This is a genomic window from Pseudomonas sp. RGM 3321 (genome assembly GCF_022836805.1).
Taxonomy (GTDB): Bacteria; Pseudomonadota; Gammaproteobacteria; order Pseudomonadales; family Pseudomonadaceae; genus Aquipseudomonas.
The window spans coordinates 24,656-50,520 of sequence record NZ_JALHBH010000092.1; the positions used below are offsets into that span (position 1 = coordinate 24,656).

Here is a 25,865-nt window from a genome sequence, read left to right on the forward strand (position 1 = left end):
GGGAACGCATTTCTCGACGCTCTGCGTCGTACGATAGTTGAGAGCTCGATGCGCTACAAAATCCCTGCACCCTTTGCCGCTTTCAACCAGTCGGGAAATTCCTCCATCAGCAGGTCATAAAGCTTTTCTTCCGGGATCTCGTCCAGGCGGTCGAGGGCGAAGAAGTTGCAGTTGTCGACAACGCGACCGCCCATGTCATCAAGCTTTTCCAGAATGCCGTAACCGCGTCCGCCAAGGCCGACGAACTGCCAGAAGATCGGCAGCTTCGCCGCTTCGGTCATCAACCTGGTAATTTCGCGATCCTGATGCACGCCGCCATCGCTGATGAACAAAATGTAGACCGGAGTCTTGTCACCAGACTTCTTGTAGTAGTCGATGACCATGCGCATTGCCTTTGGCTCATCGTTGATGCGTGCGCCCAGTTCCCAGTCTTTCCAGCCGCCATGATCGGTTTTGATGAAGTTCTGGAAGTTGCTTAGCGTCACCGCATTTAACTGCTGGGGCTTTGCCCCGAAGGCCCAGCAGTCCAGTGCGCCGTCGTCGTCGAAATGCACGGCAAGCGGAATCAGGCGATCTACCACTTCCTGAACATGACCGCGGGTGTACTGCGGGTTCATCGAACCGGACGCATCCAGTACCAGACCGACCCGTGCCTTGGTATCGGTCAGTCTGGCTTTTTCCAGGCTGACCTGAGCCTTTTTGGCCAGGCTTATCAACTGCGGTGCGGCGTCAGCGATTTTCTTTTCCAGCGAAATACGCGCGGGTGCGGCTGGCGCGGGTGCTGGAGCATCAGCCACTTCGCCGCCGAAATGCACTACCAGCGCGTCCAGCCCGGCGTTATAGCCCTGCAGATTGGAGGCGATGCGCCACTCGCCGTTCTTGCGATAGATATCGGCGACCATGATGGCTTTTTCGGCGTTGAAGGTTGCCCCGGAGAACTCGCCGCGGGCCACTTCGCGGCCCTGACTCTGGATGCTGAAATGGCTCGCCTGAATCTCGCTCATGGTGCCCGCGCCATCAATGGACGCAGTAAATACCAATCGCTCTATCGAGGCAGGCAAGCCCGCGAGCGATAGCTGAAAATCCCCGCCATTCACTTGTTTTACGCTGTTGCAGGGGCTGCTCGGCTGATTGAAGAAAACCATGTAGCGGTCGTCCGACAGCTTGCCGTCGGCATCGATGCCGAAGCAGACGTAATCAATGACCTGTGCGGACTTGATGGCAATAGACAGGGTGAGATCAGTGCCCTGAACCAAGCTGGGCAGTGGGACGCGTTGACCTTGAGTAATCTGCATGTCTCTTCCTTGGCAGTGAGGGCGCAGCATGGCCCTCGGTCGAATGGCGATGTGCTGACGTTAACGTTCGCTTCTGCCCACCCCGGCAGGCCCTGCTGCCAGCATGCGCCCGGCCAGTCGCGAGAAGGGCAGGCTTTGCAGCCACACGGTGCCAGGCCCGGTCAGCCTGGCGAAAAACACGCCTTCGCCGCCGAACAGCATCGACTTGATACCGCCACCAACCATGCGGATATCGTAATCGACTGTCTGCGTCATGGCCGCCAGACATCCGGTATCGACATCCAGCGATTCGCCTGCCGCCAGCTCGATCTTGCGCACTGTGCCGCCCATGTGCACGAATACCCAGCCGTCGCCTTCCAGCTTTTGCAGAATGAAACCTTCGCCACCGAACAGGCCAGTGAGGATTTTTTTCTGAAACTGGATACCAATGGATACACCTTTGGCACCGGCCAGAAAGCTGTCCTTCTGGCAGATCAGTTTGCCGCCGAAATCACGCAGGTTCAGTGGCAGGATAGTGCCGGGGTAGGGTGCTGCAAACGCTACGCGTCCTTTGCCCGAACCCTGTTGCGAAAACACCGTGGTGAACAGGCTTTCGCCGGTCAGCATGCGCTTGCCTGCACCGAACAGCGAACCCAGCAGCCCTGAAGACTGGTTGCTGCCGTCGCCGAAGATGGTTTCCATCTGCACGTCGCAGGTCTTGTACATCATCGCCCCGGCTTCGGCGACGGCGCTTTCGCCGGGATCAAGCTCCAGCTCGACGAATTGCGTTTCCGCACCGTACAGCTTGAAGTCCACGCCATCAGTGGTCTGCGTCAGGCCATAGCCGCCCGAGGCGTTCGGGTCTGGCGTGAATGAAGGACGCTTGGCAGGAGGTGCAGGTGCAGCAGGTGTGGATGCCGCCTGTGCGGGCAGCCCGGACGGCTTCGGCTGGATCATGTCTGGCGTCGGGTCCGGGAAAGGTGTCACGCCGTCCTTCTTCATGGCGCGCACCTGCGGCACCTGATAGATCGGCTGCCAGTCCGGCATGCCCTGTTTCCAGCACCATGCACCGGGCGACTCACGGGCAATCAGCCGTGCAGCGTCCGCGTCCATCGGGCCAAGCTGTCGGCCCGCATTCATCACAAACCATAGTTCCAAAGCGTCTACTCCCGAGCGAATCGTGACAGTCGTTTGTGCGCGCGTTTTTGCGCGATATCAGAGGCTCAGGCGCATGGACAGGTCCACGGCCTTCACGTCCTTGGTCATCGCACCAATGGAAATGTAATCCACACCGGTCTCGGCAATTACCCGCAGGGTGTCGTCATTGATGCCGCCGCTGGCTTCCAGGCGGGCGCGGCCTGAGGTCAGACGCACGGCTTCGCGCATGTCATCGAGGCTGAGCTCATCGAGCATGATGATATCGGCGCCTGCGTCCAGCGCCTGCTTGAGTTCACTCAGGCTTTCCACCTCAACTTCCACAGGCTTGCCCGGTGCAATCCGGTGGGCTGCCTCTACCGCCTGGGCAATACCGCCACAGGCTGCGATATGGTTTTCCTTGATCAGAAACGCGTCGTACAGACCGATGCGATGGTTATGACAGCCACCGCAGGTGACGGCGTATTTTTGCGCCAGGCGCAGGCCCGGCAGCGTCTTGCGGGTGTCCAGCAATTTGACCTGGGTGCCCGAGACCATGTCGGCGAAGTACTGCGCACGCGTGGCCACACCCGAGAGCATCTGGAGAAAGTTGAGCGCGCTGCGTTCGCCGGTTAGCAGCGAGCGAGCCGGACCTTCCAGGTGAAACAGCGCTTGATTCGGGCTGACCCGGTCGCCATCGGTCACCTGCCAGTGCACCGCCACGCGAGGGTCCAGTTGCCGGAAGACCGTATCGACCCATGCGGTGCCCGCGATCACCGCTGCATCGCGGGAAATGATGGTGGCCTTGGCCAGCCGTTCTGCCGGAATCAATTGGGCGGTGATATCGCCGCTGCCGACATCCTCAAGCAATGCGCGGCGCACATTGGCTTCGATCTCGGCGGTCAGGTCGGCAATTCGTAAATTCGGCATAGCGGGCTCCAGTAGCAAAGTCGTCCGAGTATAAGGCACCACACACCGCTAACCCACCTGCGGCGATGCTCCGGTGCAGCCTTGAGAACATGCAGTTGGTCGGTTTGGCAAATTCGTTTGCGATGGAAAGCGAATATCGCGGTCTATCGCAGCATATGAGTGCCTTGTCACAGTTCTCACGACAATGAACGAAGTCTCACTGGCGTTGATGACAAGTTTTGAAAGATAATCCGACTTGTAATTGACGTCATGACTTTGACGTTTTGCAAGGCCAAGCGGGTCGCTTCACAGTGCGAGGGTAGCAAGCCGCGTTTGTGATGGGGTTCAGGTTGTTTCCTCTCAGGGGGTGTAATGCCGAACGACGAAAAAGTAGTGCCGTTGAGCAAGCTGCTCCCAGCGCAGGGGGCCGGTACTCCTTTGGCCCGATTACCTGTTGTGTTGTTGCAGGTCCGCGACAAGGCGGCCCAGCAGCTCAAGGATGCGTTGCAGGCGCTGTTCGACAACGCCGACGATACACTCTTCGAAATGGCGGACAGCGCCCGCAGCAACACTGATCAGAACATCTTCTTCGAAGCCATGCGCGACCTGCGCCTGAAGCGCAAAAGTATCGAGCGTGGCTTCCTCGACAAGTTTTATGAGTCTTTTCTGGCTTTGGGCCAGTATCAGATTCACGAGCCCGTGCTGCCCGCCGCCGTGTCGTTCGACAAACTGGCGCTGGTGCATAACGATGACCTCGAGAAGACCGTGGCTGTGGATGCGATGGTCAGCAAGGTCATGAGCCGCGACAGCCTCGCGCTGGGCCAGCTCACTGCACGCCTGAATGTTCTGATTCCGCAAGCTATCGCCGAGGATTCCAACCCGTTGGGTCCGGCAATGCTGTGCCGGTTTTTTCTGGATGCAGGACGTAGCCTTGGCGTCGAGATAAAGGTCAAGCTGATCATTCTCAAGCTGTTCGAGAAATACGTCCTGGCCAACACTGACCACCTTTACAGTGAGGCCAATCAACTGCTGATTGCCACGGGTGTGTTGCCGGATATGAAAGCACTGCCGGCCCGTCGATCGTCTGATCGGGCGGCTCCCAGGAATCGCGTTTCCGAGATGTCCGATCCTGCACTGAATGAAGCCGCCGACAAGCTCGACAAGGGGGTGCAGGAGGTTTTCTCTGCGCTGCAGGAATTGTTGCTGCAGGTTCGCGGCAACCTTGCTCCGCGTCATGAGCCCAATGCCGAGGTTCGGCCGATTTCCAGCAGGGACCTGCTGCGCCTGCTTTCTCACCTGCAGCAGTACGTCCCTTCTCAAGACACCGCAGACGATTTTGACCTGCGCAATCAGCTCGAACAGTTGCTGACCCGAGTCAACGTTAAAACCGGCAAATCCAGGATTGTCGGCGGCGGCGACGAGGACGTGATCAACCTGATTGCCATGCTCTTCGAGTTCATCCTTGATGATCGCAACCTTACGCCTTCATTGCGTGCGCTGATCGGACGCTTGCAGATCCCGATGCTAAAAGTGGCGGTGCTCGATAAAAGCTTTTTCAGCCGTGGCAGCCATCCGGCGCGCCGCCTGCTCAACGAAATTGCCACTGCCGCGCTGGGTTGGGGCAGCCGTGATGACTATCAGCGCGACTCGCTTTATCAGCGCGTCGAGCAAATCGTGCAGCGCCTGCTCAATGACTTTGTCGATGATCCGGCAATCTTCTCTGAATTGCTGGCGGATTTTCTGGCGTTCACCAGTGACGAACGTCGTCGCAGCGAGCTGCTTGAACAGCGCACCCGCGATGCCGAAGAGGGGCGCGCGCGTGCCGAACTGGCACGCCAGCAGGTACAGCATGAGTTGAATCAGCGCCTGCTGGGCAGAACATTGCCGGAAGTGGTTGTGCGTCTGTTGCAGGAGGCCTGGAGCAAGGTGCTTCTGCTGACCTGCCTCAAGCATGGCGAAGAGTCCAGCGAATGGCAGGCCGGGCTGGCGACCATGGATGAGCTGATCTGGAGCGTCGAACAGCATGACGACCCCCAGGCGCTGCAGCGCTTGCTCGATCTGGTGCCTGGGCTGCTCAAGTCCCTGCGCGATGGCCTTACCAGCGCCGCGTTCGACCCGTTTGCCACCAGTGAATTTTTCAGCCAGCTGGAATCGCTGCACGTTCAGGCGTTCCAGCACTTCTCGCGCTTGCAGGAAGGCGGTGATGATGCTCTAGGTGGTGAAATGTCGTTGACAGGCGCACAGCTCGTTGAAAGCCCGTCGATGATGGCCGTTGTTGAAGAAATCGTTCTGGTCACACCTGAAGAGCGGATGCTCAATGAGCCGACTGTGCAGCTGCCGGCCGACGATGCCGGTCTGCAGATGGTCGACAAATTGCGCGTCGGTTGCTGGGTCGAGATTCAGGAAGATGAAGAGCACAAGCTGCGCTGCAAACTGACCGCGATTGTCGAGCCGACCGGGCGCTATGTGTTCGTCAACCGAACCGGCATGAAGGTCCTGGAAAAGACCCGTACCGGTCTTGCCATCGAGTTTCGGCGCGGTGCCGTGCGGATTCTTGATGATGCGCTGCTGTTTGACCGGGCACTGGAATCGGTCATCAGCAACCTGCGCAAGCTCAAGGGCGCCTGATCGTTACTTAACTGACTGCCTTGCCGACGCTCCGCGTTGGCATGCAGTTCGTGACGCTACGCGTCACACATCTTGGCTATGTAGAGCGTGTTTCCTACATCGCGGGTCAGTGACTAAACCTCCACATCCATTCCTGTCGCGGGCATAATCAGCGCCACTTATCCGCCCGTTCAAGGAGCGCTCATGCAACTGGACTCCGCAAGCGGCTGGTGCGATGGCGTACAGCATTGCCCTTCACCCAACTTCAATGCACGGCCCGAAGGCGAAATCTCGCTGCTGGTCATCCACAACATCAGTCTGCCGCCTGCGCAATTCAAGACCGGCAAGGTGCAGGCTTTCTTTCAGAACCAGCTCGACAGCACCGAGCATCCCTACTTTGTGGGGATTGCCGATCTGCGCGTTTCAGCGCATTTTCTGATTGAACGTGATGGCGAGGTCATTCAGTTCGTCTCCTGTCTTGATCGCGCGTGGCACGCAGGGGTTTCCAGTTTTCAGGGTCGTGAGGGCTGCAATGACTTCTCTGTCGGCATTGAGCTGGAAGGAACTGACGAGCAGCCGTTCACTGAGGCGCAGTACCACGCTCTGATCGACCTGACGCGTCAATTGCGTCAGGCTTTCGTGGCAATCACCCCCGAGCGCATCTGCGGTCACAGTGACATAGCGCCGGGACGCAAGACTGACCCAGGCCCCTTTTTCGACTGGGCCAGGTTTCAAGCGGCTTTGCTGGATTGATGTGAGGGACGAACAATGAGTTTTCTGGTGCTACTGCTGGCCGTTCTTGTCGAGAAGTTTTCGGCGCTGCGTCAGCGCGTTCAGCGTGACGGGCCCTGGCTGAAGGAACTGGCCAGGCTCGAAGCCAGCCCGCGGACGGCGACACGTCCCTGGGTCATGCTGGCGCTGCTGGTTCTAGTGCCTGTCCTGCTGCTGCAACTGGCGCTGACCATCATCGGCTCGGTGGCCTATGGCTGGCTGGTCCTGCCCATCCACCTGCTGGTGCTGATCTACAGCCTGGGGCGGGTTGATCTGATCGCGGTACTCGGACCGTTTCGTGATGCCTGCAGGCGTGGTGACACGCAGGCTGCGGTGCACGTGGCCGGGCGCGACATGGGTGTGCAGGCAGACAACGGCGAGCAATTACTGCACGGCGTGCAGGGTTACATGCTCTGGCAGGCGTTTCAGAGTTTCTTCGCCGTGATTTTCTGGTATTTCGTGCTCGGCCCGGTAGCTGCATTGGCCTACAGACTGTTGGCGCTTGCCGCTGAGCAGGGCACGACACCTGCACTGGTAGAGCGGGCAGGGCAACTGCGTCACGCCTTTGAATGGGTGCCGGTCAGGCTGCTCGCCGCAAGCTTTGCGCTGGTCGGCAACTTTGTAGCCGTCAGCCGCGTGATGTTGCATGAACTGCTCAACTGGAACATCAGTGCCGCACAGCTGATTACGCGCGTGGGTTGCGCCGCCAGCGAGGTGCCGCCGCCGGTAATCGGTCCGCAAGGTGTTACCGGTCTCGACATGCTCTGGGAGTTGCTGGTTCGTGCTGCGATTGTCTGGTACGCAGGGTTTGCGTTGTGGACCCTGTTGCGCTGATTCGCTCAGTAGTTTTGACCCAACGATTTTGACTTAGGCGCTGGCCTTACGAGGCCAGCCGAACAGCTCGCAGGCATTGTCGGTGCTCGCTTGGGCCAGACGCTCAGAGGGGATGTTCATCAGGTCGGCGAGCGCCTGGCAAATGTCAGGCAAGTGCTGCGGGCTGTTGCGCGTGTAGGGATGCATGGCAGGTGCCATGTCCGGTGAGTCGGTTTCCAGCACGACGCTGTCCAGCGGCAGCTCGGCGATGACACGATGCATGCGCAGCGCCTGCGGCCATGTCGCTGCGCCGCCCAGGCCCAGTTTGAAACCCAGCTTTATGTATTCACGCGCCTCTTCACGACTGCCTGCAAAGGCGTGAACGATGCCGCTGCGTTTGAGTTTGTGGCGTTTGAGGGCGGCAATTACGTCAGCGTGACTGCGGCGCACATGCAGCAGGGCGGGCAGGTTGAAGTCTGATGCCAATTGCAGTTGTGCTTCAAAGAGCTCCTGCTGACGTGGCTTGTCCGGATGCTCGACGTAATAATCCAGACCGGTCTCGCCCACTGCACACAACTGCGGATGGCCTTGCAGACGCGTCAGCCAGTCCGCCAGCTCGTCCAGGTGTTCGGTCCGGTGCTCATTGATGTACACCGGATGCAGCCCGAAAGCTGCATGCAGGGCAGGGTTGGCTTCGGTCAGCTCCCATAGTCGCCGCCAGTTGCGCTGATATACACCGAGCACCACGATGCGCTGCACGCCGAGTGACAGGCAGCTATCCAGGACCTGGGCGCGGTCGGCATCGAAGTCCGCAAAGTCCAGGTGGGTGTGGGTATCGATCAGCGTCACATTCAAACCTCGTGAATACGTTGCTTGAAGGCGCGTGCAATGGCATGGACGCCAGGCTGATAAGTATCCTTCTCGATAGCGGCCAGGGCTAGCTGCAGTGCCGTGTCGGCGATCAATTGGTGCTGCTGGGCCATGGCATTGACGGGCAACGGCAGGAAGTCCAGCAGTTGTGTATCGCCGAAGGTACCCAGGTGCAATTGAGTCGATTGCAGTGCCTGACTTTGCAGCACATCGAACACGCCTTGCAGCAGCACATAGGACGTGGTGATCAGCGCATCGGGAAAATGCCCCTGACGCTGTAGCATCTCGGTCATCAAACGCTGGCCACACTGACGGCTGAACGCTTCGCCGTGCTCGATGATGGTGGCTCCGGTAAAGCCGTCGAGTGCGTGTTCGAAGCCTGCGGCACGCTCGCGACTGATGCTCAGCTCTGGGCGTGCTCCGATCAGGGCGATGTGTCGCGGTCGGGTTTGCAGCAGGCTGCGGGTCAGTTGCAGGCTCGCGTCACGGTCGTCGCTGACGACCGAGCAGAAAAATTCGGGATTCATTTCCCGGTCGATGGCGATGATCGGCATGCCCTTGAGCTGCAAGTCGCGGTAGCTGTCGTCATCGGGCGGCAGGCAGCTGGCGACCAGCAGTGCATCGCAGCGGCGTGCACGGAAAAGCTGCAAGAGCTGCAGTTCGCTGACAGGGTCGTCATCGGAGCTGGCAATCAGCAGTTGATAGCCGAGACTGCGTGCGCCCTGTTCAAGCAATTTGGCGATGCGCGCATAACTGGGGTTTTCCAGGTCCGGCAGGATGAAGCCCAGCGTTTTGCTATGACGGCTGCGCAGGCCCGCCGCTTGCGGGTTGGGCCGGAAGTCGTACTGCTCGACCACTGCCTTGACGCGCTCGACTGTTGCCGGGCTGATGCGTTGTTGTTCGGCCTTGCCATTGATCACGTAACTGGCCGTAGTGACAGAAACACCTGCCAGACGTGCAATATCGCTCAGTTTCACCCCGAAATTTCCTTTAGTCAGGTAAGTGGCTCTGGACAGTCGAATTATTTTTGCTATGACGATGATCTTTACACCAGACCGTAGGAAATTCCCATGTGCTTCAAGTATTTTGGGAAGTGTCCCACAGTGATCAGACCGACTGGGCTTCAATGAATCCTCAGAATCGAGTAACGTGCCGGGCAATTGTAGATTAAACGATTCAGCACGCCTGTTGTCTGCTGCAATCGAGATGAAAGTGATGTCCGATACGATGTCCGGACAAGCATCACTTGCATCCCCCCAAGCTGTCGATCACGTGATCGTCATTAAAACAAGAATCAGGTGGCGCCTTGGCGCTGCACAGGAGTCAAGGCAATGCTCGAACTCACTCTGGAGCAAATATCCATGGCCCGGTCGGCTGTGGATAAAACTGCCGCACTTAAGTTGATTGCCGACCACCTGGTCGCTGATGGCCTGGTTGCCGAGGGCTACCTCACCGGGCTGATGAGCCGTGAGCAGCAGGGCTCGACCTTTCTCGGTCAAGGCATTGCCATCCCGCACGGTACACCCGAAACCCGCGATCTGGTGGTTACCACCGGTGTGCGTCTGATGCAGTTCCCCGAAGGGGTGGACTGGGGCGACGGGCAAATGGTCTATCTGGCGATTGGTATTGCGGCCAAGTCCGATGAGCACTTGCGTCTGCTGCAGCTGCTGACCCGCGCGTTGGGTGAAGAGGATCTGGGCCAGGCGCTGCGTGAAGCCAGGACGCCGGAAGACCTGCTCAAACTGCTGCAGGGCGCACCTCAGGAATTGGCGCTCGACGCACAGATGATCAGCCTCGGCGTATCGGCCGACGATTTTGAAGAACTGGTCTGGCGCGGCGCACGCCTGCTGCGCAAAGCCGACTGCGTGAGCAACGGTTTCGCTGCCGTGCTGCAGCAGGTTGAAGCGTTGTCGCTGGGTGATGGCCTGTGGTGGCTGCACAGCGAGCAAACGGTTAAACGTCCTGGTCTGGCGTTCGTCACGCCGGACAAACCTATCCGTTATCTGGGCCAGCCGCTGACCGGTCTGTTCTGCCTCGCCAGTCTGGGTGAGGCACATCAGGCGCTGCTGGAGCGTCTGTGCCTATTGCTGATCGAAGGCCGTGGTCATGAGTTGGGCCACGCGACCAACAGTCGCGTTGTGCTGGAAGCCCTGGGCGGCGAAGTGCCTGCCGAATGGCCGACCCAGCGTGTCCAGCTGGCCAACGCCCATGGCCTGCACGCCCGTCCGGCGAAGATACTGGCGCAACTGGCCAAGGAGTTTGACGGCGAGATCCGCATGCGCGTGCTGGAAAGCGGCGAATCCGCGGTGTCGGCCAAGAGCCTGAGCAAGCTGCTCAGCCTCGGCGCACGCCGTGGTCAGACGCTGGAGTTCATTGCCGAACCGACGATTGCCAACGATGCGTTGCCTGCCCTGATCGCCGCAGTGGAGCAGGGCCTGGGTGAAGAAGTCGAACCGTTGCCCGTTGCTTCAGAGGCTCAGGCTGCACCAGCGCCTGCTGCTGTAGCCAAGCCGCTCAACGCCCCGGCTGCCGGTAGCGTGTTGCAGGCCGTCTCTGCTTCGCCGGGTATTGCCATCGGTCCGGCCCACGTTCAGGTGCTGCAAAGCTTTGATTATCCGCAGCAGGGTGAGTCTGTGGCTGCCGAACGCGAGCGTCTGCACAAGGCGATCGGTGAAGTCCGCAGCGACATCGAAAACCTCATTCAGCACAGCAAGTCCAAGGCCATCCGGGAAATCTTCATCACCCACCAGGAAATGCTCGAAGACCCGGAACTGACCAACGAAGTCGAGGCGCGCCTCAACAACGACGAAAGCGCGGCTGCGGCCTGGGCCACGGTCATCGAGACCGCTGCCGTTCAGCAGGAACAACTGCAGGACGCGCTGCTGGCCGAGCGTGCCGCCGACCTGCGTGATGTGGGTCGTCGCGTGCTGGCGCAGATCTGCGGTGTCGAAACCGTTGCGGCCCCGGACGAACCTTACATTCTGGTGATGGACGAAGTCGGCCCATCCGACGTAGCCCGTCTGGACCCGGCGCAGGTCGCTGGCATCCTCACCGCCCGTGGCGGTGCGACCGCGCACAGTGCCATCGTGGCGCGTGCGCTGGGCATTCCCGCACTGGTTGGTGCCGGTGACGAAGTGCTGCTGCTCAAGCCCGGCACCGTACTGCTGCTCGACAGCCAGCGCGGGCGGCTGACCGTCGCACCCGATGAAGCAACCCTGCAGCGCGCCGCCCAGGACCGTGATGCCCGCGAAGAGCGTCTCAAGGCCGCAGCGGCAGCGCGTATGGAGCCTGCGGTGACGCGTGACGGGCATGCCGTCGAAGTCTTCGCCAATATCGGTGACAGCACCGGGACGCCAGCGGCTGTGGAGCAGGGCGCGGAAGGCGTTGGCCTGCTGCGCACCGAACTGCTGTTCATGGCGCACTCCCAGGCCCCCGATGAAGCTACCCAGGAAGCTGAATACCGTCGCGTGCTGACTGATCTGGGCGGCCGTCCGCTGGTGGTGCGTACGCTGGACGTGGGTGGCGACAAACCACTGCCTTACTGGCCGATCGCCAAAGAGGAAAACCCGTTCCTTGGCGTACGCGGTATCCGTCTGACCCTGCAACGTCCAGATGTGATGGAAAGCCAGCTGCGCGCCCTGTTACGCGCGGCAGACAGCGGCCCGTTGCGCATCATGTTCCCGATGATCGGCACGCTTGAAGAGTGGCGTCAGGCGCGGGAGATGACCGAGCGGTTGCGCGAGGAAATTCCGGTCAGCGACCTGCAACTGGGGATCATGATCGAAGTGCCATCGGCTGCGCTGATCGCCCCGGTGCTGGCGAAGGAAGTGGACTTCTTCAGCATCGGCACCAATGACCTGACGCAATACACCATGGCCATCGACCGTGGTCACCCGACGCTGTCGGCCCAGGCTGACGGCCTGCACCCGTCGGTGCTGCAACTGATCGACATGACCGTGCGCGCTGCGCATGCCAACGGTAAATGGGTGGGCGTATGCGGCGAACTGGCCGCCGACCCGCTGGCGGTGCCGATTCTGGTCGGGCTGGGCGTGGATGAATTGAGTGTATCGGCGCGCAGCATTGGCGAGGTCAAGGCCTGCGTCCGTGAACTGACCCTGAGCAGCGCGCGCCAACTGGCGCAAAATGCGCTGACGGCGGGCAGCGCTGCCGAAGTCCGCGCGCTTGTGGAGGCTGTGTAATGGCTAAGATTCTTACCCTGACCATGAACCCGGCGCTGGACCTGACTGTGCAGTTGGGCCAACTGGAGCTGGGCCAGGTCAATCGCAGCAATGCAATGCTCACTCACGCAGCGGGCAAAGGCCTGAATGTGGCGCAGGTGCTGGCTGACCTGGGCCACGACCTGACCGTTGCCGGTTTTCTCGGTGTCGACAACCAGCAAGCGTTCGAGGCGTTGTTCGAACGTCGCAACTTTGTTGACGAGTTCGTCCGCGTGCCGGGAGAAACCCGCAGCAATATCAAGCTGGCCGAAGGCAGTGGCCGCATCACCGACCTGAACGGCCCTGGCCCGCAGGTCAGTGAAGAGGCACAGCAAGCGCTGTTCACCCGTGTGCAACAGATTGCGTCAGGTTTCGACGTTGTGGTCGTTGCTGGCAGCTTGCCGCGTGGTGTCACGCCGGAGTGGCTGCACAAACTATTAGTGATGCTCAAGGACCTCGGTCTGAAAGTAGCGCTGGACAGCAGCGGCCTGGCCCTGCGCGCCGGTCTTACCGCTGGGCCGTGGCTGATCAAGCCCAACACCGAGGAACTGGCCGATGCGCTCGACGCTCCGATCATTTCCATTGCCGCGCAAGCCGAAGTGGCTGCTCGCCTGCACACGCAGGGCATTGAGCATGTGGTGATCTCTCAAGGCTCTGAAGGCGTGCACTGGTTCAGTCCAAGTGTGGCGCTGCACTCGCTGCCGCCCAAGGTCACGGTGGCCAGCACGGTAGGTGCTGGTGATTCGCTTCTGGCCGGCATGGTGCACGGGCTGATCAGCGCTCACGAGCCACAGAAGACCTTGCGCACTGCCACAGCGATTGCCGCCATGGCAGTGACCCAGATCGGTTTCGGTATCACCGATGCCGCGCAACTCAAACGGCTTGAAGGCGGCGTCACTGTACGCAGCCTTTCAGAACAATAAGAGAGGATCGTCATGAAGTTAGCCATAGTTACGGCCTGCCCGAACGGCAAGGTCAGCAGCGTACTCAGCGCACGATTGCTCGAAGCGGCGGCATTGCGCCAGGGCTGGGAAACCAGCGTCGAAATCATCGATCCCAACAAATCGGACCAGCAGTTGTCCGCCCAGGACATCGAAGCCGCCGACCTTGTTCTTGTGGTCAATACCGGTCCGGTGGATTTGAGCCGCTTTGTCGGCAAACGTCTGTTTCAGGATTCGCCTGCCCATGCGTTGCAGGACGTCGACGGTTTTCTGCAACGCGCCGAGCGAGAAGCGCAGGTGCATGCGGCGTCTGAGGCGGTCACGCCTCAAGCAACCGAGGGTGCCGGTGCGCAGCCGCGCATTGTTGCGATCACAGCCTGCCCGACTGGGGTTGCGCACACGTTCATGGCTGCCGAAGCGATCCAGCAAGCGGCCAAGCGTCTGAATTACGACCTGCAGGTCGAAACCCAGGGCTCGGTTGGCGCGCGCAACCCGCTCAGCGCCAAGGCCATCGCTGAGGCCGACGTGGTGCTGCTGGCGGCAGATATCGAGGTCAATACTGATCGTTTTGCCGGCAAGAAAATCTACCGTTGCGGCACCGGGATCGCGCTCAAGCAGTCCGAAGCAACGTTGAAAAAAGCCTTGGCAGAAGGCCAGGTCGAGTCCGACGAGGCTGCTGACAAATCTCCTGCCAGGCAAGAAAAGGCAGGTGTGTACAAGCACCTGCTGACCGGTGTTTCGTTCATGCTGCCGATGGTGGTGGCAGGTGGTCTGTTAATCGCCCTGTCGTTTGTGTTCGGCATTACCGCGTTCAAAGAGCAAGGCACGCTGGCGGCGGCCTTGATGCAGATCGGCGGGGAAGCTGCGTTCAAACTCATGGTTCCATTGCTGGCCGGTTACATCGCGTATTCGATTGCTGATCGCCCGGGGCTTGCGCCTGGCATGATCGGCGGTCTGCTGGCGAGTACGCTGGGTGCCGGATTCATTGGCGGTATCATCGCCGGTTTTCTGGCCGGTTACAGTGCTGCAGCGATCAACCGCTATGCACGCCTGCCAGCCAGCATCGAAGCGCTCAAGCCGATTCTGATCATTCCGTTGCTGTCGAGCCTGTTCACTGGTCTGGTCATGATCTACGTGGTCGGCAAGCCGGTCGCGGGCATGCTGGAAGCCTTGACTCACTTCCTCGACAGCATGGGCACCACCAACGCCATCCTGCTGGGCGTGGTGCTCGGTGCAATGATGTGCGTCGACCTTGGTGGGCCGATCAACAAGGCGTCCTATGCGTTCTCCGTCGGTCTGCTGGCGTCCCAGAGCTACGCGCCGATGGCCACTGCCATGGCTGCCGGTATGGTGCCGCCCATCGGTATGGGCATCGCCACGATTCTGGCCCGCCGCAAGTTCGCCCAGAGCGAGCGAGAGGCGGGCAAGGCGGCGTTCGTGCTGGGGCTGTGCTTTATTTCCGAAGGTGCCATTCCGTTTGCCGCCAAGGATCCGTTGCGGGTCATTCCGGCCAGTGTCGTGGGTGGCGCGCTGACCGGTGCATTGTCGATGTACTTCGGCTGCAAGCTGATGGCGCCACACGGCGGCCTGTTTGTGATGCTGATCCCCAACGCCATCAACCATGCGCTGTTGTATCTGCTAGCGATTATCGCCGGTAGCGTGCTGACCGGCGTGGTCTACGCGCTGATCAAGCGTCCAGAGCCCGTGGACATGGAAGTGGCGCCCGCAGGCGCCCGATTACGATCGTAAGCGCCCTCAGCGTGCCAGCGCGAGGGCAACCCCCTGGCCACCGCCGATGCACAGCGTGGCCAGGCCCTTCTTCGCATCGCGCCTGATCATCTCGTGCAGCAACGTCACCAGCACGCGGCAGCCCGACGCGCCAATCGGGTGGCCAAGGGCGATGGCGCCACCATTGACGTTCAGCTTTTGCGGGTTCAGCCCCAGTTCCTTGCCGACCGACAGCGACTGTGCGGCAAAGGCTTCGTTGGCTTCGATCAGGTCCAGTTCGTCCAGCGACCAGCCAGCTTTGTCCAGGCAGCGCCGGGTTGCACTGACCGGGCCGATGCCCATGATGGCCGGGTCGACACCTGCGTTGGCGTATGCGGCGATGCGCGCCAGCACTGGCAGGCCCAACTGCTCGGCTTTGGCCGCGCTCATCAGCATCACGGCGGCGGCACCGTCGTTGAGCGAAGACGCATTACCGGCGGTGACGGTGCCGTCCTTCTTGAACGCAGGTTTGAGTTTGCCGAGTGTTTCAGCCGTGGTGCCAGCGCGAGGCTGTTCGTCAGTGGCAAAGGACAACGGCTCGCCCTTGCGCTGAGGGATCAGAATCGGAGTGATCTCATCGACAAAGCGTCCGCCTTCAATGGCCGCAGTCGCTTTTTGCTGAGACAGGGCAGCGAACTGATCCTGGGCTTCACGGCTGATGTCGTACTGCTGCGCTAGGTTCTCGGCGGTGATGCCCATGTGGTAATCATTGAATGCATCCCACAGACCGTCAGTGATCATGGTGTCGACCATGCTGGTGTGGCCCATGCGCAAACCGGTGCGTGCGCCCGGCAGCACGTAGTTGGACAGGCTCATGTTTTCCTGGCCGCCAGCAATGATGATTTCGGCATCACCGCAGCGAATCGCCTGGGTCGCCAGGTGCAGTGCCTTGAGGCCTGAGCCGCAGACCTTGTTCAGGGTCATGGCCGGTACGGAGAAGGGCAGGCCCGCCTTGATGGCGGCCTGTCGCGCCGGGTTCTGGCCTGCTCCGGCGGTCAGCACCTGGCCCATGATGACTTCATCGACTTGCGCGCCGTCCACGCCGGTCTGCACCAGCAGTTGGCGAATGACTGCAGCGCCAAGATCTACAGCAGCAACGGCAGCCAGAGACCCTTGGAAACTGCCGACGGCGGTACGGGTGGCGGCGACGATAACGACGTCCTGCATGGTGCTGATCCTCATTGTTATTGAGGGCTCATGGTGGCACAGATAGGCAGGCAGGTTCCAACCGTGAACCGCTCGGTCACGTTTTGCCGAAAACCTTTACGTAACGTCCATGCGGCGTCTGGCACGTTGCGCTGATCCGTCCTGCACGGCCCAACGCAAAATGGGCGCGGTGTGGTTTACGCCCAGGCGGATTATCCGGCGCTGCACGGGGCCTTGGGTAATGCCGAGCATTTCGCTCGCCCAGTCCGGCAGCAAGTCGATACCGGCACGCATCATCAACACGCCGAAAGGCTTGGCCAGCCAGTTGGGCGCGGGGGCATCAAGCAGTAGGCGCAGCACTTCATGACTGCGCTCGTCGCAAAGCAGTTGCCCGCGAATGTCCGCCAGATAATCAGCGATGGCCTGACGTGAGCGCGGAACATTACGAGCCCCGAGCCGTTCGGCAACCAGCGCTGTTTCAGCGTAGTACGCGTCCTGATCGGCGAGTGACATATCCGGGTTGAGGTAGCGCAGATGGGCTGCGAGAAAGCTGCTGACTTCGGCCACATGCACCCAGGTCAGCAAATCCGGATCGCTGGCAGCGTAAGGCCTGCCGTCGGGTGCCGTGCCGGTAATGTTCAGGTGAATATTGCGCACCTTGTCGATCAGCCAGTTGGCATCTCGCGTGGAGCCGTAGGTAGTGCCGGACAGAAACTGTCCGGTACGCCGCAGGCGGCCGAGCATGTCCTGACGAAAGTTGGAGTGGTCCCAGATACCCGCCAGCGCCAGTGGGTGTAGCGCCTGCAACATCAATGCGCTGATCCCGCCGACCAGCATGCTGGTGAAATCGCCGTGTACCTTCCAGCAAACTGCCTGAGGACCAAACAGACCAGGGTCGCCCTTGGGGTTCTCCAGATCCAGTTGGCCCAGGGCCAGGCCGGTAAGGCTGATGACCTGGGTTTCGATGCGGGTGCGGATGAATTCCATGTCGGGCTCATGCATCTGGGAGGGAAGTACGGCAAAGAGGCTTTTGTGGTAACGGACCGGGCGACCCTTCGCTTGCTTGCGAGAGGACCGGTACATCCGCTAAAGATGTATCACCCGAAATAAAGCTTTCGCGAACAAGTTCGCTGCTACAAAAGCCCGGTTTCCTCTACTCATCAAGACTCCCACAAGGAGAGCGTACATCCGCTGAAGATGTACAGGGCTTCTGCCCGCAGGGCGTGGGAGCGAACTTGTTCGCGAAAGGGCCCTGTGCAGCCGCAGGAGTTTCTGCGTCTGACATAACGCCTTCGCGAACAAGTTCGCTCCTACAAAAGCCCGGTTTCCTCTACTCATCAAGACTCCCACGAGGAGAGCGTACATCCGCTGAAGATGTACAGGGCTTCTGCCCGCAGGGCGTGGGAGCGAACTTGTTCGCGAAAGGGCCCTGTGCAGCCGCAGAAGTTTCTGTGTCTGACATAACGCCTTCGCGAACAAGTTCGCTCCTACAAAAGCCCGTTTTCCCTACTCATCAAGACTTCTGCGTAACGCTGAGCGCAGAGCGTGGGAACGATAGGGACAAATCAGCCGCGGTGACGGCCGCGGAAGTAGTTGATCAGGCCTTGGGTCGATGCATCGTCAGCCGGCTCTTCGGTGCCGCCGGTCAGACGCTGGTACACGGCCTTGCCCATCTCCTTGCCCAGTTCCACGCCCCATTGGTCAAAGGCATTGGTGCCCCAGATCACGCTCTGCACGAACACTTTGTGCTCATACATCGCCACCAGTGCGCCAAGACGACGCGGGCTGATGCGTTCGACCACCAGGGTGTTGCTCGGACGGTTACCGGGGATGACCTTGTGCGGTGCCAGTTTCTGCACCTCTTCCTCGCTCATGCCCTTCTCGCGCAGTTCGGCTTCGGCTTCAGCGCGGGTCTTGCCCATCATCAGTGCCTGGCTCTGTGACAGGCAGTTCGCGTACAGCCACTGGTGATGGTCGGCAACCGGGTTGAAGCTGACGATCGGCACAATGAAGTCGGCCGGAATCATCTGTGTGCCTTGATGCAGCAACTGGTGATAAGCGTGCTGACCGTTGGCACCCACGCCGCCCCAGATGACCGGGCCGGTGTCGGTGGAGGTCGGCGTACCGTCCTGACGGACGCTTTTGCCGTTGGACTCCATGTCCAGTTGTTGCAAGTGTTTGGTGATGTTACGCAGGTAGTGGTCGTACGGCAGGATCGCGTGGCTTTGTGCGTTCCAGAAGTTGCCGTACCAGACGCCCAGCAGCGCCAGCAGCACCGGCATGTTCTGTTCGAAAGGGGCGCTCTGGAAGTGCTGGTCCATGGTGTAGGCACCGGACAGCAGTTCCTTGAAGTTGGACATGCCGATGGCCAGCGCGATAGGCAGGCCGATAGCCGACCAAAGCGAATAGCGACCGCCGACCCAGTCCCACATCGGGAAGATGTTTTCTTCACGGATGCCGAAGGCTACGGCCGCCGCATTGTTGCTGGAAACCGCGATGAAGTGGCGATGCAGTTCGACTTCGGAACCGCCCTGGGCCAGATACCAAGCGCGTGCAGCCTGAGCGTTTTTCAGGGTTTCCAGCGTATTGAAGGACTTCGACGAGACGATGAAGAGTGTGGTCTCGGCGCGAATTTTCATCGACAGTTCATGAAACTCGCTGCCGTCAATGTTCGCCAGGTAATGGCAACGGACACCTTTGTGCGCGTAGGCCACCAGCGCTTCTGAGACCAGCTCCGGGCCGAGGAACGAACCGCCGATGCCGATGTTCACCACGTCGGTGATCGGCTTTTCGGTGTAACCGCGCCACAGGCCGTCGTGAATGCGGCCGACCAGTTCGGTCATCTGATTGAGTACGCGGTGTACGTCCGGCATCACATCGACGCCGTTGACTTTCAACTTGTCGCCGACCGGCCGACGCAGGGCAGTGTGCAGCGCCGGGCGACCTTCGGATGAGTTGACCAACTCGCCTTCGTATTGAGCCTTGATCGCGTCCTTGAGGTTCACTTCGCCTGCCAGGCTGACCAGCAGATCACGGGTTTCGGTGGTGATCAGGTTTTTGGAGTAGTCGAGAAACAGACCAGCGCTGCTGAGGGTGAATTGGCTGAAGCGCTGCGGATCAGTATTGAACGCTTCGCGCATGCTGAAATTCTGCATGGCCTGGCGGTGTTTGCTCAACGCTTGCCAGGCGGGCAGAGCGGTCACATCGGAAGGATTGCGGTAGTACGCCATCGCTGCGGGTTTCCTTTAACTGGTTCTGTCTTTGGATATTCTTGGGGCGAGGTCGCAAGCTGTCTCACGGGCTATGCATAGCAGACTACCCTTCGCGTACCCGTTTGTCTGCGCCTCGCCTTACATGACCCCGGTACTTTTTCGCACACAAGAAGCCGGGGCTTGCGCTTAAATGCTGTCGGTTGTGGTTCAGGCAACCTGTACCGGTATGGCATTGCCGGTGTGGCTTAGTTCATTGCCCCGGTGCATCCCGTCAGCTTCTGGTCAGGTGCAGATTGTCGATCAGGCGGGTTTTACCCAGGAATGCGGCGGCTAGGATGACCAAGTCGCATTTTTCGGCAGTGGTCGGACGCAGGCTGGTGGCGTCACGTATCTCCAGATAATCGATACGAAAACCGGCAGCTTCCAGTTGCTGCTTCTTGCTCGTCAGCAGCGCGTCGAAATCCTGTTCGCCTGCGCTGATCGCGTCGGCGGTCTGGCGGATGGCCTGATACAGCGCAGGCGCCGCAGCGCGCTGAGCGTCATTCAGATAACCGTTACGCGAGGAAAGCGCCAGACCGTCGTCGGCACGCACGGTGGGCTCGCCGATGATCTGGATCGGCATGTTCAGGTCACGGACCATGGCGCGAATCACCGCCAGTTGCTGGAAGTCCTTTTCGCCGAAAATCGCCAGGTCGGGCTGCACCATGTTGAACAGCTTGCTGACGACCGTAGCAACACCCTCAAAGTGGCCGGGACGGCTCGCACCGCACAGGCCTTGCGACAGGTGTGGCACGCTGACCAGTGTCTGATCGGCCATGCCATGCGGGTACATTTCCTCGACGCTGGGGGTGAATAGCAGGTTGCAGCCGGCCTGCAGAAGTTTTTCCTGATCGGCCGCCAGGGTGCGAGGGTAGGTGGCCAAGTCTTCGTTGGGGCCGAACTGCAGCGGATTGACGAAAATGGTGGCGACCACGAAGTCGGCACGCTGGGCTGCCTTGGCGACCAGTGCTGCGTGGCCGCTGTGCAGGTTGCCCATGGTCGGGGTCAACGCGATTCGCTTGCCTTCGCTGCGTGCCCGCGCAACGGCAGCGCGCAGTTCCTGTACGGTTTTTACTGTGTTCATGCCGAGAATCCGTGTTCAGTTGCCGGAAAGCTGACGTCTTTGACTGCGGCCACGTAGGCCCGGATAGCCGACTGGATATCGGGCTGACCGGTCATGAAGTTTTTCACGAATTTGGGTACGCGCCCGCTGATGGAAAGGCCCAGCATGTCGTGCAGCACCAGTACCTGACCGTCGGTAGCGCTGCCCGCGCCAATACCAATGACCGGAATTTTCACCGCCTGGGTGATTTCCTCGGCGAGTTCGCTCGGCACGCACTCCAGCAGGATCATCGCTGCACCCGACTGCTCCAGTGCTATAGCGTCGGCGCGCATCTGCCGTGCCTGTGCTTCCAGCCGACCCTGAACTTTATAGCCGCCCAGCACGTTGACTGCCTGAGGGGTCAGGCCCATGTGCGCGCACACCGGAATACCGCGCTCGGCCAGTAAACGGATCGACTCGGCCAGCCAGGCAGCGCCTTCGACCTTGATCATATGCGCACCTGCCTGCATCAGCGTCGCGCTGTTGATGAAGGTCTGCTCCAGCGTGGCGTTGGCCATGAACGGCAGGTCGGCGAGAATCATAGCGCCCTGATTACCGCGTTTCACACACGCAACGTGGTACGCGGTTTCGGCGGTAGTGACGGGCAGGGTGCTGTCGTGACCTTGCAGGACCATGCCCAGCGAGTCGCCTATCAGCAGCACTTCGACACCGGCCTGGCAGGCCGTGTGGGCGAAGGTTGCGTCGTAGCAGGTCAGCATGGTGATTTTCTCACCTTTTTGTTTCATGGCCAGCAGCGACGTAACGGTTATGTTCGGCATGTAAGTCCTCCATCAGGCGCTGTGAAGGCGGGTATTCAGCGCGTGAGAGTCATCCTGGAAAAGCAGGCACACCGTCGTGTCGCGGTGTTTTGCAAAGGCCTGTTTCGCGCCCGTTCGCCTGTGGTGCGGCGGCGGGAGGCCTATCTTCGTGAGGAGGGGGCGTGAAGTCAATTGAAGGTGTTACCTGTGCGTCGGACCGGTTACACATGTGCGGTGACAGACAGGCTTTACGCCTCGGCGGGCAGGCGTTCAAGGCCCGTAAACGGGCAGTCGTCAAGTAGACGATCGAGTTCGCGTCCGTCGGCCAGCGTCAGGCCGGGGGCCAGTTCTGCCAGTGGGTACAGCACGAATGCCCGCGCCTGCATGTGGTAATGCGGCACTTTAAGGCGCGGTTCGTCGATCAGGCGATTGCCGAACAGCAGAATGTCGAGGTCCAGCGTGCGAGGCCCCCAGCGTTCGTGGCGTTCGCGGCCCTGATCCAGCTCGATGGCCTGTAGGGCGTCAAGCAGGGTCAGTGGCGTCAGGGTAGTGTCGAGTGCTGCGACGGCGTTGGTAAAGCGCGGCTGGCCGGGCAGCAGCGAGTCGCTGACATAGAACGATGACACGCTGGTGAGTTCGCAGCCTGGTAACTGCGCCATTGCCTTGAGGGCACTGCGCAATTGCTCGGCCGGGTCAGCAAGATTACTGCCCAGGCCGATGTAAACGCGTTCAGTGGTCAACAGCGGTTCATTCACCGCTTTGCGCCTCGCCGGTGGTGCGCTTGCGTTTGGCACCGCTGTTACGACGACGCTTGCGTGGCGCCGCGCCCGCAGCTTCGGGCTTGTTGCTCAGGTCACGAATCATGTCACGGCGTTGGCTGTCGTTGCAGTCCTGATAATCAGTCCACCACTGGCCCAGACCATCGGTCTGCTCGCCCGCTGTTTCACGCAGCAGCAGGAAATCGTAACCCGCACGGAACCTTGAATTGTCCAGCAACAGGTCTGCACGTTTGCCCGAACGGCGCGGCAGGCGCTCCTGCATATCCCAGATCTCGCGGATCGGCAGGGTGAAGCGCTTGGGAATCGCGATGCGCTGGCATTGCTCGATAATCAGCTCGTGAGCGGCGTCCTGCATGGCTGCAATCGGCGGCATGCCACGTTCCTGGGCGCGCAGCACCTTGGCCGGCAGCGCAGGCCAGAGCAGCGCGGCAAACAGAAACGCCGGCGTGACCGGTTTGTTCTGCTTGATGCGCAGGTCGGTGTTGATCAGGGCATTGCTGATCAGTGTATGGGTGTAGGTCGGGTTGTATTCCAGCGCTTTGGAACTGGCCGGGAACAGCGGTTCGAACAGTTCCAGGTCCACCAGCATTTCAAAGGTGGGAGCGGCATGCCCGGAGAGGAACAGTTTGAGCACTTCTTCGAACAGGCGTGCCGATGGAATATCGCGCAGCATCGGTGCCAGCGAGCGAATGGGCTGAGCGCTATGCTTTTCGATGCCGAAGTCGAGCTTGGCAGCGAAGCGCACCGCACGCAGCATGCGCACCGGGTCTTCCTTGTAGCGCTGCTCGGGGTCGCCGATCAGGCGGATCAGGCGGTTGCGAATGTCGTGTACGCCATTGGCGTAATCCAGAACACGCTCGCTGACCGGATCGTAATACAGCGCATTGATCGTGAAGTCGCGACGCTGGGCGTCTTCTTCAAGCGTGCCATACACATTGTCACGCAGAATGCGCCCGCTTTCGTTACGCGAGGACTGGTTGCTGTCCTCTTCTTCGTCATCCTGGGGATGATTGGCGCGGAAGGTCGCCACTTCGATGATTTCACGACCGAAATGGATATGCACCAGCTTGAACCGGCGGCCAATGATCCGCGCATTGCGGAATTCGGCACGCACCTGTTCCGGCGTGGCGCTGGTGGCGACGTCAAAATCCTTGGGCGTGATATTGAGCATCATGTCGCGTACACAGCCACCGACCAGATAGGCCTGGTAGCCAGCGTTCTGCAGGCGCTCGACGATATTAACGGCATAACGGCTGAACTGGCTGCGTTGCAGCGAATGCTGGCTGCTATTGAGCACTTCAGGCGTGGTACGCGTATGTTGCTGCGGTTTGCGCAGTGGGGAACGAAATGACTGGAACAACTTCTTCAGCATGGGATGCACTGTTTGAAGGAATATTCGGCCAAAAACGTGGAATGACCGCATGATGGGCGGGGATTCTAGCATTTAGTCGAGGGATGGTGTAGGAAGCTGTCGCGGAAGGGCAAACGATGGCGTGTATTAACGCTGGGAAGCTACTGGGGGAGCCGAAGCTCCCCCAAAGTGTGTGCTCTTTATTATTGTTTTCTGTATGGGCTTCTTGTTTTTGTTGAGTGCCCATTCACGAGACCTTCGTCTGTGAAACCTCCCAATCGGGAGTCAAGAGCAAACGGATTGCTTTGGTCGCTGCGTTGCAATGATCACTCGATCCAACCAGTTCAGGCTCTACCTAAGGGTAGTTTTTGTTGTTCTCGGCCTGGTTGCGGGGCAAGCCCCAAATACAACTCCTCTCCAAAAGAATCAGTTAGCTGCGCCTCCGCCGTGTTGTTCTTGTTATGCGTGAGTCGATTCGTGTTGTTTTTATTATGGGTGTCGTACTGCTTGTTGTTTTTCTTGTACTACGCATATAGCAGAAGCTGTGCCAACTTTTGCGAAGCCCCGTAAACCGGGCGTTTGCGGGCGAAAGGCGGTTGTTGCACGCACAAAAAAGCCGGGCCTGCGTTACCGTAAGACCCGGCTTTTGTTACGTGAAACGTTTGAGGTAACAGTTTCTATCCGCTCTGCGCACCGCGTGCCAGAGCCTTTACCGCTTTTTACGTCTCGTTGGCGACGCCCTTGCGACGCGGAATGCCCAGACGCTGACGACGTTCCCACAGACACTTGCGACTGACGCCCAGTTTGCGCGCCAGCTCGGTTTCAGTCATATGGTCCTGATGCTCCAGAACGAAGTGCTGGAAATAGTCCTCGAGCGACAGGTCCTCGGCCGGCTCATTGCCCGTTGAGCCGGAAGACCCTGGCAGCGGTGCCATACCCATGTACTCGTCGTCATCCAGACCGTCGAGTTCGATATCGATACCCAGCAGGTCTGCGGTGATTTCCGGGTTTTCGCACAGTATCACCGAGCGTTCCACCGCGTTTTCCAATTCGCGTACGTTGCCTGGCCAGCTGTAATGACGAATGGCTTGTTCGGCGTCGGGGGCAAATTTCAGGTCGTCGCGACCGACCTTGGCGCTCTGGCGTACCAGAAATGCACGGGCGATTTCCAGAATATCGCTGCCACGCTCGCGCAGCGCGGGGAGTTTCAGGGCGATGACGTGCAGCCGATAGAACAGGTCTTCACGAAACTCGCCATTTTTGGCCAGTGTCTTGAGGTCTCGGTGGGTTGCGGCAATCAGGCGTACGTCGACCTTTTGCGATTGCACCGAGCCGACACGCCGAATCTCGCCTTCCTGCAATACCCGCAGCAGGCGTGCCTGGGCTTCCAGAGGCAGCTCGCCGATTTCATCGAGAAACAGCGTGCCTCCGTCAGCAGCTTCAACCAAGCCTGCACGACCTGCACTGGCACCGGTGAACGCGCCTTTCTCGTGACCGAACAATTCAGACTCGATCAGCGATTCAGGGATGGCCGCACAGTTGACCGAAATCATCGGCGCCTTGGCGCGCCGTGAGAGGTTGTGCAGGGCGCGGGCGACCAGCTCTTTACCGGTGCCCGACTCGCCCTGAACCAGGACATTGGAATCGGTCGGGGCCACTTTGCGGATCTTGCTGTAGAGATCCAGCATGGGCGGGCAAGAACCGATGATGCCGATCTCGCCATTATTATTCTGTGCCGGGCCTTTTTCAGCTCCGTTAGCCTTGGCGAGCGCGTTACGCTCATCCTGAAGACCCTTTACCGTCTGGCGATCACGCAGAATTCGTGAGACCGCCTGCAGCATTTCATCGTGGTCGAAGGGTTTGGCGATGTAATCCACCGCCCCCATCTTCATCGAATCGACCGCTGAGCGCAGGCTGGCGTAACTGGTCATGATCAGCACCGGTTTGCCTTCGCCGAGCTTGATCAGTTCGGTACCGGGCGCGCCTGGCAGGCGCAGGTCGCTAACGATCAGATCAAAAGACGGAATGCTGAAACGCTCCTGAGCTTCCTGAACGGAGCCGGCTTCACTGACTTCATACTGATTGCGTTCAAGCAGGCGACGCAGGGCTGAGCGGATAATCGTTTCGTCTTCGACGATCAAAATATGCGGCATTGATTCAGTTCTCTCGACGATC

19 protein-coding genes are annotated in these 25,865 nt (G+C 59.9%); 6 read left to right on the forward strand and 13 right to left on the reverse strand.

Annotated elements, in window-relative coordinates; all coding sequences use genetic code 11:
* Positions 1-53: 53 nt before the first annotated feature.
* Genes RGM3321_RS04820 through nadC form a run of 3 tightly spaced genes read right to left on the reverse strand, consistent with a single transcriptional unit; the run spans position 54 to position 3,338 of the window.
* Entirely contained in the window at positions 54-1,295 is a 1,242-nt protein-coding gene (locus tag RGM3321_RS04820; RefSeq protein WP_244391809.1) for a VWA domain-containing protein, read from the reverse strand.
* A 60-nt stretch (positions 1,296-1,355) separates the two neighbouring features.
* Positions 1,356-2,432 (reverse strand): TIGR00266 family protein, encoded by a 1,077-nt coding sequence (locus RGM3321_RS04825; protein ID WP_244391810.1) that lies wholly within the window; start codon positions 2,430-2,432, stop codon positions 1,356-1,358.
* 57 nt (positions 2,433-2,489) lie between these two features.
* Positions 2,490-3,338, reverse strand: coding sequence for a carboxylating nicotinate-nucleotide diphosphorylase (nadC, locus tag RGM3321_RS04830; protein ID WP_244391812.1), 849 nt, complete (start codon positions 3,336-3,338; stop codon positions 2,490-2,492).
* Between the two features lie 351 nt (positions 3,339-3,689).
* Here nadC and RGM3321_RS04835 point away from each other — a divergent pair, with 351 nt between their 5' ends.
* The 3 genes from RGM3321_RS04835 to ampE all read left to right on the forward strand — a co-directional run bounded on the left by RGM3321_RS04835 (position 3,690) and on the right by ampE (position 7,529).
* Positions 3,690-5,945: a DUF1631 domain-containing protein gene (locus tag RGM3321_RS04835; RefSeq protein WP_244391813.1), complete on the forward strand. Its 2,256-nt coding sequence runs from the start codon at positions 3,690-3,692 to the stop codon at positions 5,943-5,945.
* A gap of 183 nt (positions 5,946-6,128) precedes the next feature.
* Positions 6,129-6,677: a 1,6-anhydro-N-acetylmuramyl-L-alanine amidase AmpD gene (ampD, locus tag RGM3321_RS04840; protein ID WP_122281790.1), complete on the forward strand. Its 549-nt coding sequence runs from the start codon at positions 6,129-6,131 to the stop codon at positions 6,675-6,677.
* Positions 6,678-6,692: 15 nt separating this feature from the next.
* Positions 6,693-7,529, forward strand: coding sequence for a regulatory signaling modulator protein AmpE (ampE, locus tag RGM3321_RS04845; RefSeq protein WP_010196296.1), 837 nt, complete (start codon positions 6,693-6,695; stop codon positions 7,527-7,529).
* 33 nt (positions 7,530-7,562) lie between these two features.
* On the opposite strand, the gene RGM3321_RS04850 is transcribed toward ampE, so the two are convergent.
* Both RGM3321_RS04850 and cra read right to left on the reverse strand, forming a co-directional pair.
* The gene (locus tag RGM3321_RS04850; RefSeq protein WP_244391814.1) at positions 7,563-8,363 is read right to left on the reverse strand and encodes a TatD family hydrolase; all 801 of its coding nucleotides are present in this window, start codon (positions 8,361-8,363) and stop codon (positions 7,563-7,565) included.
* Complete coding sequence (gene cra / locus RGM3321_RS04855) at positions 8,360-9,355, reverse strand: catabolite repressor/activator (RefSeq protein WP_244391815.1); 996 nt, start codon at positions 9,353-9,355, stop codon at positions 8,360-8,362. Before cra ends, RGM3321_RS04850 begins: the two co-directional genes overlap by 4 nt.
* Before the next feature lie 354 nt (positions 9,356-9,709).
* On the opposite strand from cra, the gene ptsP reads away from it, so the two are divergent.
* The 3 genes from ptsP to RGM3321_RS04870 are packed head-to-tail and all read left to right on the forward strand — an operon-like array spanning position 9,710 to position 15,285.
* A complete protein-coding gene (gene ptsP / locus RGM3321_RS04860; RefSeq protein ID WP_244391816.1) occupies positions 9,710-12,577 on the forward strand; it encodes a phosphoenolpyruvate--protein phosphotransferase in 2,868 nt (955 codons plus the stop codon).
* The gene (pfkB, locus tag RGM3321_RS04865) at positions 12,577-13,518 is read left to right on the forward strand and encodes a 1-phosphofructokinase (RefSeq protein WP_244391817.1); all 942 of its coding nucleotides are present in this window, start codon (positions 12,577-12,579) and stop codon (positions 13,516-13,518) included. The genes ptsP and pfkB overlap by 1 nt, the downstream gene beginning before the upstream one ends.
* A 12-nt stretch (positions 13,519-13,530) precedes the next feature.
* On the forward strand, positions 13,531-15,285 hold the full coding sequence (locus RGM3321_RS04870) for a PTS fructose-like transporter subunit IIB (RefSeq protein ID WP_244391819.1): 1,755 nt from the start codon (positions 13,531-13,533) through the stop codon (positions 15,283-15,285).
* Positions 15,286-15,291: 6 nt separating this feature from the next.
* Here RGM3321_RS04870 and RGM3321_RS04875 read toward each other — a convergent pair whose 3' ends face one another.
* From RGM3321_RS04875 to RGM3321_RS04910, 8 genes are all read right to left on the reverse strand, one after another.
* Positions 15,292-16,470, reverse strand: coding sequence for an acetyl-CoA C-acetyltransferase (locus tag RGM3321_RS04875; RefSeq protein ID WP_244391820.1), 1,179 nt, complete (start codon positions 16,468-16,470; stop codon positions 15,292-15,294).
* A 96-nt stretch (positions 16,471-16,566) separates the two neighbouring features.
* The gene (locus tag RGM3321_RS04880; RefSeq protein WP_244391822.1) at positions 16,567-17,436 is read right to left on the reverse strand and encodes an oxygenase MpaB family protein; all 870 of its coding nucleotides are present in this window, start codon (positions 17,434-17,436) and stop codon (positions 16,567-16,569) included.
* 578 nt (positions 17,437-18,014) lie between these two features.
* The gene (pgi, locus tag RGM3321_RS04885; RefSeq protein WP_244391823.1) at positions 18,015-19,679 is read right to left on the reverse strand and encodes a glucose-6-phosphate isomerase; all 1,665 of its coding nucleotides are present in this window, start codon (positions 19,677-19,679) and stop codon (positions 18,015-18,017) included.
* A gap of 253 nt (positions 19,680-19,932) precedes the next feature.
* The gene (gene panC / locus RGM3321_RS04890) at positions 19,933-20,784 is read right to left on the reverse strand and encodes a pantoate--beta-alanine ligase (protein WP_244391824.1); all 852 of its coding nucleotides are present in this window, start codon (positions 20,782-20,784) and stop codon (positions 19,933-19,935) included.
* Complete coding sequence (panB, locus tag RGM3321_RS04895; protein ID WP_244391825.1) at positions 20,781-21,581, reverse strand: 3-methyl-2-oxobutanoate hydroxymethyltransferase; 801 nt, start codon at positions 21,579-21,581, stop codon at positions 20,781-20,783. Before panB ends, panC begins: the two co-directional genes overlap by 4 nt.
* 227 nt (positions 21,582-21,808) lie before the next feature.
* A complete protein-coding gene (folK, locus tag RGM3321_RS04900) occupies positions 21,809-22,315 on the reverse strand; it encodes a 2-amino-4-hydroxy-6-hydroxymethyldihydropteridine diphosphokinase (RefSeq protein WP_058408997.1) in 507 nt (168 codons plus the stop codon).
* On the reverse strand, positions 22,308-23,711 hold the full coding sequence (locus RGM3321_RS04905) for a polynucleotide adenylyltransferase PcnB (protein ID WP_244391826.1): 1,404 nt from the start codon (positions 23,709-23,711) through the stop codon (positions 22,308-22,310). Before RGM3321_RS04905 ends, folK begins: the two co-directional genes overlap by 8 nt.
* Positions 23,712-24,409: 698 nt before the next feature.
* Positions 24,410-25,843, reverse strand: a complete 1,434-nt coding sequence (locus RGM3321_RS04910) for a sigma-54 dependent transcriptional regulator (protein ID WP_058400368.1) — start codon at positions 25,841-25,843, stop codon at positions 24,410-24,412.
* Positions 25,844-25,865: the final 22 nt, after the last annotated feature.